The sequence below is a fragment of the Pseudomonas sp. EA_105y_Pfl2_R69 genome (assembly GCF_963970915.1).
Taxonomy (GTDB): Bacteria; Pseudomonadota; Gammaproteobacteria; order Pseudomonadales; family Pseudomonadaceae; genus Aquipseudomonas.
Genome location: NZ_CAXAOO010000003.1, coordinates 513,175 through 525,281 on the forward strand (window position 1 = coordinate 513,175; position 12,107 = coordinate 525,281).

Here is a 12,107-nt window from a genome sequence, read left to right on the forward strand (position 1 = left end):
AACCCATCGCTTCACGCGTCGCCGGGCACGCCATAGCTGGGCGCGGCGGTGGGGTCGAGGGCGCGGATCAGGTAGTCCTGCATCTGCGGCCGGTAGGCCTGCCAGAGCCGATCCAGCGCAGCGATGGGGTTGTCCTCGGCCCAGTCCACGCGCAGGTCGATGATCGGCCAGGTGAGGTCGCCGACCACCTTGAGCGCCGCCGAATGCACCGGTCCCGCCTCCCCACCGGCGGCCATGGCCGCGTGCATGGCCGCCAGCAGGCGTTCGGCCAGTTGTCCCGGCGTCTGTTCGAAGGTCGTCACCAGCGCCTCGATCACGGCAGGCGAGGCCAGCAGATTGCCGGCCGCGACGCATTGCTCGCCCGCCAGAGCGTTATGCCTGCCGAGCGCCTCGCTGCCGGAGAACAGCGCGCTGCGGCCCTGGCCATCGAGCACCGCGACCTGGCGATACTGGCTGTAGCCATTGCGGCTAAGCGCCTGGTCCAGCGCCGCCGCCGGCTCCAGCCCGTTGCTCAGGGCGTCGAGAATCTGCGGGCCGAGGGCCGGCAGGGTGATGTTCTGGCTGGCCACCGCGCCCACCCCGGCGCGCAGCCAGGGGCAGCGGGCACCGACGGCGATGCTCGACGAGCTGATGGCGATGCCCAGCTGGCCGGTTTCGGCGCAGCGGCCGACTATGGAAAAGGTCATGGCTTACTCCTTGGCATTGGTAGGGCGGATGACGCTTTATCCATCCACCATGCGCCACACGGTGGATGGGAAACGCGCCGTCCTCCCTACTTAATCTCGCTTATGGCTGGCTGTCCGGGATAACCGCAATTACGTCGATCTCCATCAGCCACTCGGGCTGGCCGAGGCCGCTGATCACCAGGCCGGTGGAGATCGGGAAGACGCCTTTGAGCCACTTGCCGACCTCCTGGTAGACCGGCTCGCGGTAGCGCGGGTCGGTCAGGTAAGTGGTGGTCTTGACGATGTGCGAGAGGTCGCTGCCGGCTTCTTCCAGCAGTTGCTTGACGTTCTTCATCGCCTGCTCGGCCTGGGCCCGCGGGTCGCCGAGGCCGACCAGCTTGCCGGAAAAATCGGTGCCGATCTGGCCGCGCACATACACGGTATTGCCGGCGCGCACGGCCTGGCACAGGTCATTGTCCAGGCTCTGGTTGGGGTAGGTGTCCTTGGTGTTGAACATGCGGATACGGGTATGGGTAGGCATCAAGTGCTTCCTTCGATCTGGTGGTTGGAGCGGGCTGGGTCAAGCGTCCTGACGCTGCGCGGCGTCCTGATAGGCCAGGTAGCTGCGCTGGGTGGCGATATGCCCGGCCACGTGCTTGGCGTCGTGCCATACACCCCAGATAAAACTCGAACCGCGGCGTGACAGCCATGGCAGGCCGAGGAAGTACACCCCCGGCTCGCGGGACACGCCGCGCTGGTGCTGTGGCTTGCCCTGGGCGTCGAAGGTATCCACCTGCAGCCAGCTGAAATCCACGGCGTAGCCGGTTGCCCAGATGATGGACGTGACCCCGGCTGCGACCAGATCGAGTTCGAGAATGGGCTGGGTCACGCACTGCGGGTCCGGCAGCATGCTGCGAGCCTCGGGTTCGTGCGGCAGGTCGAGGCCATTGCGGGCGATATAGGCGTCGGCCGCATCCAGCAGCGCCAGGTAGTTCTTATCGCCGTTCTTGAGGTTTTCCAGCAGGTCCTGCTGGAAAGTCACCACGCCGTCGTTGAAGGTTTTGGTCAGGCCGACCAAAGTCATGCCCTGTTGGGCCAGACGACGGAAATCCACCGTATGGCCGCCCCGGGCACCGCTGACGGCGATGGTGACGTGCTCCTTGCCCGGCTGGGCGATTTCCGCGTCCCATTCACCGAGTACCCCCAGCCACCAGCAGAAGTCGCGGTTGCGGTAGGCGCGCGGCGGGCGATCGTGCGGGCCCACCGAGAGGTAGACCTTTTTCCCGGCGCGTTGCAGCTCGTCGGCGATCTGCACCCCCGACGAGCCGGCACCCACCACCAGCACCGCGCCCTCGGGCAACTGCTGCGGGTTGTAATACTGCGCCGAGTGGATCTGGGTGAAGCGTTCATCCGTGGGCGCGAGCGCCGGGATCACCGGGCGCTGGAAGGGGCCGGTGGCGACCACCACGCGGTTGGCCTGGATCACCCCCTCGGAGGTTTCCACGGTAAAGCCCGAACGCTCGGCATTGCGCGTCACCTTGCGTACGTCCACGCCGGTGCGGATCGGCGCGTTGAACTTCTGCGCATAGGCTTCGAAATAGGCCGCGACCCGCTCCTTTGGGGCAAAGGCGTCGGCATCGATATCGTCGAAGGCCAGGCCCGGGAAACGGTCGTGCCAGGCCGGGCCATTGGCCACCAGTGAATCCCAGCGGCCGGTGCGCCAGGCTTCGGCGATGCGGTTTTTCTCCAGCACCAGGTGCGGCACGCCGAGGCTGCTCAGGTGCTCGCTGATGGCCACGCCGGCCTGACCGGCACCGACCACCAGGGTGTCGATGCTGCTGCCGGGGGTGGGCATGGCGTTGATGCGGGCGAGGTCGGGTTGGTTCAGGTCGGTCATGGTTGATTTCCTCTGCTACCGATCGTTGTTGTTCTGCAGGTGCGGCTGTCTGTGGGGTGTTGGCCGCATTCTGGGTGGCGCAGGGCAATCGCGAAATTATGATTTTTGTGCTCGTTGGCGAGGAAAAAGCGTGCCCCTGGCCAGCGCGGCGCAGGGGCGACAAAAGAGGCAGGTGCGCGATGCGCCGGGGCAGGGCCAGCCACGGCATCCCTTGGGCCATGGCCGCCAGGTGTTGTCTAGCGCCAGCCGAGCAGCGCGCAGAGCGCCGGTTGCAGCATCAGCGCGGGGGAAGGGGGAAGGGGGGGAGGGGGACTTCGCGATGCACCGCGACGGCATCCCGACCATCGACCCGGACACCCTCAGCGGCCGCATGGCCTATTCCAGCAGGCTTTCGCGGCTCCATTGTTCCAGCGCCTGGGCCAGCGGCAGCACCTCGCCGGGACGGCTCAGGGCATAGCCGGGCAGCTGGCTGATACGCGCCTGGAAGTCCGGGTGTTGCAGCACTTCGAGCAGGGCCCCCATGGCCGGCAGGGCCAGGCTGTCCTGATGGCAGAGCAAGCAGTAGTGCTCGCGGGCCATGGGAATAAAGGCCAGGCCGAACATCCGCGCCGCCGCCTCGACGCCGAAGCCGACATCGGCCATGCCGCTGGCGACGTAGGCGGCGACCGCCGCGTGGGTGTATTCCTCGTTGTGGAAGCCGCCGATGCCGACGCTGTCGATCTGCGCCTGTTGCAGCAGGCTTTCCAGCAGCATGCGTGTGCCCGAGCCCTGTTCGCGGTTGACCAGGCGCAAGCCGCTGCGCTGCAGGTCGGCCAGCCCGGTAATGGCCAGCGGGTTGCCGGGGGCGAGGATCAGGCCCTGGGTGCGCACGACGAAGGTGATCACCCGGTGCTCGGCGCGCAGCCAGGGCTGGATGCGCGCCATGCTCAGATTGCCCAGCGGCCCGGCCGGTACGTGCAGGCCGGCCAGGTCGCAGTCGCGGCGCTGCAGCGAGAGCATCGCCTCGGCTCCGCTGCGAAACTGCAGCTCCCACTGCCAGCGGTCGTCCTGCTCCAGCCATTCGCGCAGCGCCGCCACGGCGAAGCCATGGCTGGCATGGATGCGCAGGCCGGGGCGGGTTTCCTGTAGCGCGCGGTTGAGTTCGACCTCCAGCTCGCCGGCCAGGTTGTCCAGTTGCGGTGCCAGGCGCGCGCGGATCCGCTGGTCGGCGCGCAGCAGTTTTTCCCCTAGGCTGGTCAGGCGCGCACCCTTGCCGCGCTGCAGCTCGATCAGTGGGCTGCCGAAGAACTCCTGCCACTTGCCCAGCAGGTTCCAGGCATGCCGGTAGGAGTAGCCGCTGCGGGCGGCGGCCTCGGTCAACTTGCCGCAGTCGTGGACGTTCTGCAGCAGGCTCAGACCCTGGGGGTCGAGGCTGCTGCCGTCTATCTGGTGAAAGCGCCAGCGCGGTTGAATCTCGATGCGGATCATATGTCCTCTGCTTCATATTTGATCGCGGAATGGCCCATGCTAACGTGCGGCATCTGGCGGTTTTACGCCTGAGTATAAGAACATTACTTCATATATGGCGACCCTCAGCGGAACGCCAGAGATAACTGGGCCAGCAGCCGTGACTGGCCCCGTCTATCTCCCCGACAGCACCGGCTTAGCCCGCCGGCTGGAGCATCGAACATGGCCACTCTTCCCCAGCGCTTCGACCCCGAACAGTACCAGGCCGTCACCCGCGAGGTGCTGGCGGCGCACCGCGACGAACCCGGCGCCCTGCTGCCGATTCTTCACGACATCCAGGATCGTCTCGGCGCGGTGCCGCCCGAGGTGCTGCCGCTGATCGCCGAGGACCTCTGCCTATCGCGCGCCGAGGTGCATGGGGTGGTCAGTTTCTACCATGATTTTCGCGCCAGCCCGCCGGGGCGTGTGCACCTCAAGCTGTGCCAGGCCGAGGCCTGCCAGTCGATGGGGGCCAAGGCCCTGACCGCCGAGCTGCAGGAAAAACTCGGCCTGCAACTGGGTGAGACCCGCGCCGATGGCAGCCTGACCCTGGAAGCGGTGTATTGCCTGGGTAACTGCGCCTGCGCGCCGAACGCCATGCTCAACGGCGAACTGCACGGTCGCGTCGATGCCGAGGATCTGCTGGATTTGTTGGAAGAACAGGAGGCGCGGGTATGAATTCGCCCATTACCGTTTATGTGCCGCGTGATGCCAGCGCCCTGAGCCTGGGTGCCGACAAGGTGGCCCGGGCCATCGTCGCCGAAGCCAAGGCGCGCAATCTGGACGTGCAGCTGGTACGCAACGGCTCGCGTGGGCTGTTCTGGCTCGAGCCGCTGGTCGAGGTCGCCACCCCGGCCGGGCGTGTCGCCTATGGTCCGGTCAAGGCGCGCGACGTTGCCGGGCTGTTCGACGCTGGCTTCCTCGACGCCGGCGAGCATCCGCTGGCGCTCGGCCTGACCGATGAGATCGACTACCTCAAGCGCCAACAGCGCCTGACCTTCGCCCGCGCCGGGATCACCGATCCGCTGTCGCTGGCCGACTATATCGCCCATGACGGCTATCGCGGCCTCAAGCGCGCACTGCAAATCGGCTCCGAGGCGATCATCGCCGAGGTGCTCGAGTCCGGCCTGCGCGGGCGCGGCGGCGCGGCCTTTCCCACCGGCATCAAGTGGCGCACCGTGGCCGGCTGCGAGGCTGTGCAGAAGTACATCGTCTGCAACGCCGACGAGGGCGACTCGGGTACCTTCTCCGACCGTATGGTGATGGAGGACGACCCCTTCGTGCTGATCGAGGGCATGACCATCGCTGCCCTGGCCGTCGGCGCGACCGAAGGCTATATCTACCTGCGCTCGGAATACCCGCATGCCGAGGCGGCGCTCCTGGCGACCATCGCCACGGCCAATGCCGAGGGCTATCTGGGTGACGACATTCTCGGCAGCGGCAAGGCTTTCCATCTGCACCTGCGTCGCGGTGCCGGTGCCTATGTCTGCGGTGAGGAGACCTCGCTGCTGGAGAGCCTCGAAGGCAAGCGCGGCGAAGTGCGGCCCAAGCCGCCGTTGCCGGCGATCGAAGGCCTGTTCGGTCAACCGACGGTGATCAACAACGTGATCTCCCTGGCTTCGGTGCCGATCATCCTCGACAAGGGCGGTGCCTATTACAAGGATTACGGCATGGGCCGCTCGCTCGGCACCCTGCCGATCCAGCTGACCGGCAACATCGCCCGCGGCGGCCTGATCGAACTGGCCTTCGGTATCACCCTGCGCGAACTGCTCTATGACTACGGCGGCGGTTCGGCCACCGGCCGGCCGATTCGCGCGGTGCAGGTCGGCGGCCCGCTGGGTGCCTACCTGCCGGAAGCGCAATTCGATACGCCGCTGGACTACGAGGCCTTCGCCGCCCTCGGCGCGGTACTCGGCCACGGTGGCATCGTGGTGTTCGACGACACGGTCGACATGGCCGACATGGCGCGCTACGCCATGGAGTTCTGCGCGATCGAATCCTGCGGCAAGTGCACACCCTGCCGGATCGGCTCGACCCGTGGCGAAGAATTGCTCGATCAGATCATCGTCGCCCGCTCGGAAGGCCCGCAGCCGGGACGCATCGAACTGCTCAAGAGCCTGTGCGACACCATGCTCGGTGCCTCGCTCTGCGCCCTCGGCGGGATGACCCCCTATCCGGTGCTGAGCGCCCTCAATCACTTTCCCGAAGACTTCGGCGTGTCGCAAGACACTGCCGAAGCTCGCTGATCCGGAGACGCCCCCATGGCCCTGTTTCGTGAACTCGACTACGGAACCCCCGCCCGCACCGGCGCTCCGGTAACGGTGGAAATCGATGGCACGTCCATCACCGTACCGGCCGGTACTTCGGTGATGCGCGCCGCCCAGGAAGCTGGCATTTCCGTGCCCAAGCTGTGCGCCAGCGACAGCCTCGAGCCGTTCGGCTCCTGCCGCCTGTGCACCGTTGAAATCGAAGGTCGCCGCGGTTTTCCGGCGTCCTGCACCACCCCGGTAGAAGCCGGCATGAAGGTCAGCACGCAGAGCCCGAAACTGGCCGAACTGCGCCGCGGCACCATGGAGCTGTATATCTCCGACCACCCGCTGGACTGCCTGACCTGTTCGGCCAACGGCAACTGCGAACTGCAGGACATGGCCGGCGTGGTCGGCCTGCGCGAGGTGCGCTACGACCCGGTGAAGACTCACCTGGCCGAGCCAAAAGACGAGTCCAACCCCTATTTCACCTTCGATCCGGCCAAGTGCATCGTCTGCAACCGTTGCGTGCGCGCCTGTGAGGAAGTGCAGGGCACCTTCGCCCTGACCATCACCGGCCGTGGCTTCGATTCGCAGGTCAGTGCCGGGCAGAACGAAGACTTCCTCGACTCCGAGTGCGTGTCCTGCGGAGCCTGCGTGCAGGCCTGCCCGACCGCCACGCTGATGGAAAAAACCGTGGTCGAAAAGGGCCAGGCCGAACGCAGCGTCACCACCACCTGCGCCTATTGCGGTGTCGGTTGCTCGTTCAAGGCCGAGATCAAAGGCAATGAAGTGGTGCGCATGGTGCCGAACAAGGATGGCCACGCCAACCACGGCCATGCCTGCGTCAAGGGCCGCTTCGCCTGGGGTTACGCCACTCACCCGGACCGCATCGCCGCGCCGATGATTCGCGAAAGCATTCAGGATGCCTGGCGCACCGTCAGTTGGGACGAGGCGATCGCCTATACCGCCCAGCGTTTCAAGGACATCCAGGCGCAGTACGGCCGCGGTTCGGTCGGTGGCCTGACCTCTTCGCGCTGCACCAACGAAGAAGCCTATCTGGTGCAGAAGCTGGTGCGCGCCGCATTCGGCAACAACAACGTCGACACCTGTGCACGGGTCTGCCATTCGCCGACCGGCTACGGCCTCAAGGTCACCCTCGGCGAGTCCGCCGGGACCCAGGATTTCGACTCGGTGCTGGCCTCCGACGTGGTGCTGGTGATCGGTGCCAACCCCACCGACGGTCACCCGGTGTTCGGCTCGCAGCTCAAGCGTCGTCTGCGCCAGGGGGCCAGGCTGATCGTCGCCGACCCGCGCGGCATCGACCTGGTGCGCGGCCCGCACGTCAAGGCCGACCATCACCTGCAGCTGCGTCCGGGCAGCAACGTCGCCCTGCTCAACAGCCTGGCTCACGTCATCGTCACTGAAAATCTGGTGGACGAGGCCTTCGTCGCCGAGCGTTGCGAGGTCGAGGCCTTCGAGCAATGGCGCGCCTTCGTCGCCGACCCACGGCACAGTCCCGAGGCCATGCAGGAGTTGACCGGCGTGCCGGCCGCCAGCGTGCGCGCCGCTGCGCGTCTGTATGCCACCGGCGGCAACGCGGCGATCTACTACGGCCTGGGCGTGACCGAGCACAGCCAGGGTTCTTCGACCGTGATGGCGATCGCCAACCTGGCCATGGCCACCGGTAACATCGGTCGTACCGGCGTCGGCGTTAACCCGCTGCGCGGGCAGAACAACGTGCAGGGCTCCTGCGACATGGGCTCCTTCCCCCATGAGCTGCCCGGCTACCGCCACGTCTCCGACCCGCAGGCGCGGGCGCAGTTCGAACAATCCTGGGGCGTCAGTCTGCTCGACGAGCCGGGCCTGCGCATTCCCAACATGCTGGCGGCGGCGCATGCCGGCACCTTCAAGGGCATCTACATCCAGGGCGAAGACCCGGCGCAATCCGACCCGGACACCCAGCACGTCACCGATGCGCTCAAGGCCATGGAGTGCGTGGTGGTGCAGGACCTGTTCCTCAACGAAACTGCCAAGTTCGCCCATGTGTTCCTGCCGGGCGCTTCGTTCCTGGAGAAAAACGGCACCTTCACCAACGCCGAGCGACGCATCTCGCCGGTGCGCAAGGTGATGCCGGCGCTGGCCGGCAAGGAAGACTGGGAAGTGACGGTGGCGCTGTCCAACGCCCTCGGCTACCCGATGAACTACACGCACCCGGCGCAGATCATGGACGAGATCGCCAGCCTGACCCCGACCTTCACCGGCGTCAGCTACGCCAAGCTCGATCGTCTGGGCAGTATCCAGTGGCCGTGCAACGACGAGGCACCGGAAGGTACGCCGATCATGCATGAGGACGCCTTCGTGCGCGGCAAGGGCCGCTTTATGATCACCGAGTACATCCCCACCGAGGAGCGCACCTCGCGCAAGCGCCCGCTGATCCTCACCACCGGACGGATTCTTTCGCAGTACAACGTCGGCGCGCAGACCCGGCGCACCGCCAACGGTGCCTGGCACGCCGAGGATCGCCTGGAAATCCACCCGGTGGATGCCGAGGACCGCGGGATCAACGACGGCGACTGGGTGGCGATCAACAGCCGCGCCGGTGAGACGGCGATGCGCGCGATTATCACCGAGCGGGTGCAACCGGGGATTGTCTACACCACTTTCCACCACCCGGAATCCGGTGCCAACGTGATCACCACCGATAACTCCGACTGGGCCACCAACTGCCCGGAGTACAAGGTCACCGCCGTGCAGATCAGCAAGGTCGAGGCTCCGTCGCAATGGCAGGCCGAGTTCCAGGCCTTCACCCACGAACAGCTCGATCTGCTGCCGCAGATCAAGGTGGTGCTGCTATGACCGGGCGGCAATCCGTGCGCCCGGCCGCAGCCTGCGCCGACCGATCCATCCTGCCTTGGAGGACTGCCCGATGGGTATGAATGCCACGCACCTGATCAAGATGGCCAATCAGATCGGCGACTTCTTCGCTTCTCAGCCTGATCCGCAGCAGAGCCGCGACGATTTCGCCCAGCACCTCAAGCGCCAATGGGACCCGCAGATGCGCATCGCGCTCTACGCCCATCTCGACGCCAGTGGCGGCGAAGGGCTGAGCGCCTTCGTGGTCGATGCCATGCGCGCCCAGCGCGAACAGGTCGAGCCGTTGGCCCGGCCGGCTTAACGCTAGCCCATGGTCAGGGAGTCTTCGAGCATGCCGCCCGGCACCGCCAGCGTCATTACGGACGCCCCCGAGGCGCAGGATGCCTACGCCTATGTCGAGCTGGATGACGCGGCAGTGTGCGGCAGCGCCGTGCTGGCCGAGGAGTGCGCCCTGGCGATTGCCTACAACGGCATCGGCCATGCGGTGATGATGGTCTCGCCCTCGGCTATCGAGGACTTTGTGATCGGCTTTAGCCTGAGCAGCGCGGTGGTCGAGAGCGTCGAGGAGATCTATGACGTGCGCGTCACGCGCAACGGTGACGCCCTCAATGCCGAGGTGCAGATCAGCAATCGCGCGTTCTGGGCGCTCAAGCAGCAACGTCGGCAACTGGCCGGCACCAGCGGCTGTGGCCTGTGTGGCGTGGCGGCGCTGGAGCAGGCGTTGCCGCACCTCACCCCGGTGCCGGGCAGCCCGTTGCCGCCTGCCGAACACCTGGATGATCTGCGTACGCGCATCGCCAGTGCGCAAAGCCTGGCGCGCCACAGCGGTGCGCTGCATGCCGCGCTGTTCGTCGACCAGCACGGCGACGTCAGCCTGTGCCGCGAGGATATCGGCCGGCACAACGCGCTGGACAAGCTGATCGGCGCGCTGCGTCGGCAAGGTCACAGCGCTCGCCAGGGCTTCGTGGTGATCACCAGCCGCTGCAGCCTGGAGCTGATCCACAAGGCCGTGCGCGGCGAATTCGCCACCCTGGTCAGCCTCTCGGCACCGACCAACCTCACCGTGCGCTGGGCGCGCGAGCACCGACTTAACCTGATCCACCTGCCGCATCGCAGTGCGCCGCGGGTCTACAGCCCTGCACCGGACGTACGCTAGCTCCTGGACTTAGCCTCTGGGATATCGCTACCTGCGAAAGCCTTGCTATCGCGCCACAAACTGGCGGCACGCACGCCTGTCGGCTTGTGGGCATCTGCCCAGCGGCTGGCCGCGATGGGTTTCGCGGGCCTGGTCCGCGCCTCGATCGTTCTGCGCAATTTGCGCCGCAATGCAGCCTGCTAGGGCTCTCCGTGGCGGTTGCGGCTGGCCTGGACGATACGCTGGGCCGGCACCCGCAACTGGGTCAGCAGGTAGTCGGCGAAGTCCGCTGCGTAGGGCTGCAGGGCAATGGCCTGGGCCATGCAGCTCAGCCAGAGTTCGCTGAGGCGTTCGTCTATGGGCCACTGGGCGTGGAAGGACGGGATGGCGATGCTGCCGTACTTTTCCTGGAACAACTTGGGGCCGCCGAGCCAGCCGCTCAGGAAGCAGGCCAGCTTGTCGGCGGCCAGCTCCAGGCTGTCGCCGTGCAGGCGGCGCAGGTCGGCGGCTTGCGGCTGCTGATCCATCAATCGATAGAAATCGCCAGTCAGGCGCTGCAGGCCGTCGATGCCGCCAGCGGCCTGGTAGGAGGCGTCGCCGACGCCGTAGGCAGGGGCAGGGGTCATGGCAGGCTCCCAGGAAAAGACACCATTGTAAGGGCCTGGGGCTGCATGGGAATGCCTTTACCCAGGCTGGGGCATTTACCTGTAGGAGCCAGCTTGCTGGCGATCCTGCTGACGTAATCGCCAGTAAGCTGGCTCCTACAAAAGCAATTGCAGCGCTTCGCTGCGAGACATTTATCTGGCAAATACATAGCTCAGAGTTATGCATAACATAATAAATATACATTTGATAAATGCGAGGTGCGGGCGGATTCTTGCTTCGCGGCGGTGACCGGTTGGTCATCCAGTGCGATGTGAAGCGGGCTTGCGGGTGACGGCCGGCTTCACGGCGAATCACGATTCCAGAGGAAAATAAAATGAATAAGACTCTCCGCTCCCTGTTGCTCTGCGCCAGCCTCGGTGCACTGCCGTTCGCGGCCGCCCAGGCCGCCGAAGGCCCGACTCTGCGCCTCGCCACCGAAGGTGCCTACCCGCCCTTCAACTACTACACCGCCGACGGCCAGCTGGCCGGCTTCGATATCGAGATCGGCAAGGCCCTGTGCGAGCGCATGCAGGCCAAGTGCAGCCTGGTGGCTCAGGACTGGGACGGCATCATCCCCGCGCTGCTGGGGCGCAAGTACGACGTGGTGATCGCCTCCATGTTTATTACCGAGGAGCGCCGGCAGAAGGTCGCCTTCAGTGACCCCTACCAGAAGTCGGCGATGACCTTTGTGGTGGCCAAGGATTCCGAAATCAGCGATTTCAGCCCGGCTGCCATGGCCGGCAAGACCATCGGTGCCCAGGGCGCAACCACCCAGGCCGATTTCCTGATGGCGATGTTCCCCGACTCCGACGTGCGTCTGTATCCGACCCAGGATGCGGTGAACCTGGACCTGGTGTCCGGACGCCTGGATGCCCAGGTCGGCGACATGATCCCGATGCTCGACTGGACCCTGAAGTCCGAGGATGGCAGCTGCTGCCGTCTGGCCGGCGCGCCGATCAGCGACCCGAAGTATGTCGGCGAGGGCGTCGGCATGGCGCTGCGCAAGGAGGACGAAGCGCTGCGTCAGCAGCTCAACCAGGCCCTGGCGTCGATCATCGCCGATGGCACCTATCAGGCCATCAACGACAAGTTCTTCTCGGTCAATCTGCTGACCCTGGAGCAGTAAGCCACGCGCTGCTGACCTGCTGAGCGAGAAG

11 protein-coding genes are annotated in these 12,107 nt (G+C 66.0%); 6 read left to right on the forward strand and 5 right to left on the reverse strand.

The annotated features are described in order from the left end of the window. Positions 1-11: 11 nt before the first annotated feature. From AACY13_RS11730 to AACY13_RS11745, 4 genes are all read right to left on the reverse strand, one after another. Entirely contained in the window at positions 12-686 is a 675-nt protein-coding gene (locus AACY13_RS11730; protein ID WP_339461669.1) for a DUF1028 domain-containing protein, read from the reverse strand. A gap of 100 nt (positions 687-786) precedes the next feature. Beyond that, positions 787-1,206, reverse strand: coding sequence for a RidA family protein (locus AACY13_RS11735; RefSeq protein ID WP_339461671.1), 420 nt, complete (start codon positions 1,204-1,206; stop codon positions 787-789). 39 nt (positions 1,207-1,245) lie between these two features. After that, the gene (locus tag AACY13_RS11740) at positions 1,246-2,562 is read right to left on the reverse strand and encodes a flavin-containing monooxygenase (protein ID WP_339461673.1); all 1,317 of its coding nucleotides are present in this window, start codon (positions 2,560-2,562) and stop codon (positions 1,246-1,248) included. 375 nt (positions 2,563-2,937) lie between these two features. Beyond that, entirely contained in the window at positions 2,938-4,029 is a 1,092-nt protein-coding gene (locus AACY13_RS11745; RefSeq protein ID WP_339461674.1) for a substrate-binding domain-containing protein, read from the reverse strand. 201 nt (positions 4,030-4,230) lie between these two features. Between AACY13_RS11745 and AACY13_RS11750 the strand changes: the two genes are divergently transcribed. From AACY13_RS11750 to fdhD, 5 genes are all read left to right on the forward strand, one after another. Continuing rightward, a complete protein-coding gene (locus AACY13_RS11750; RefSeq protein WP_339461675.1) occupies positions 4,231-4,725 on the forward strand; it encodes a formate dehydrogenase subunit gamma in 495 nt (164 codons plus the stop codon). Further along, positions 4,722-6,293: a formate dehydrogenase beta subunit gene (locus AACY13_RS11755; RefSeq protein WP_339461676.1), complete on the forward strand. Its 1,572-nt coding sequence runs from the start codon at positions 4,722-4,724 to the stop codon at positions 6,291-6,293. The genes AACY13_RS11750 and AACY13_RS11755 overlap by 4 nt, the downstream gene beginning before the upstream one ends. 15 nt (positions 6,294-6,308) lie before the next feature. Next, a complete protein-coding gene (fdhF, locus tag AACY13_RS11760; RefSeq protein ID WP_339461677.1) occupies positions 6,309-9,152 on the forward strand; it encodes a formate dehydrogenase subunit alpha in 2,844 nt (947 codons plus the stop codon). A gap of 70 nt (positions 9,153-9,222) precedes the next feature. Beyond that, entirely contained in the window at positions 9,223-9,471 is a 249-nt protein-coding gene (locus AACY13_RS11765; RefSeq protein WP_339461679.1) for a formate dehydrogenase subunit delta, read from the forward strand. A gap of 30 nt (positions 9,472-9,501) precedes the next feature. Further along, positions 9,502-10,326, forward strand: coding sequence for a formate dehydrogenase accessory sulfurtransferase FdhD (fdhD, locus tag AACY13_RS11770; RefSeq protein ID WP_339461681.1), 825 nt, complete (start codon positions 9,502-9,504; stop codon positions 10,324-10,326). A gap of 179 nt (positions 10,327-10,505) precedes the next feature. Here fdhD and AACY13_RS11775 read toward each other — a convergent pair whose 3' ends face one another. After that, entirely contained in the window at positions 10,506-10,931 is a 426-nt protein-coding gene (locus AACY13_RS11775) for a group II truncated hemoglobin (RefSeq protein WP_339461683.1), read from the reverse strand. A gap of 353 nt (positions 10,932-11,284) precedes the next feature. On the opposite strand from AACY13_RS11775, the gene AACY13_RS11780 reads away from it, so the two are divergent. Beyond that, the gene (locus AACY13_RS11780; protein ID WP_339461685.1) at positions 11,285-12,076 is read left to right on the forward strand and encodes an ABC transporter substrate-binding protein; all 792 of its coding nucleotides are present in this window, start codon (positions 11,285-11,287) and stop codon (positions 12,074-12,076) included. Positions 12,077-12,107 lie beyond the last annotated feature (31 nt).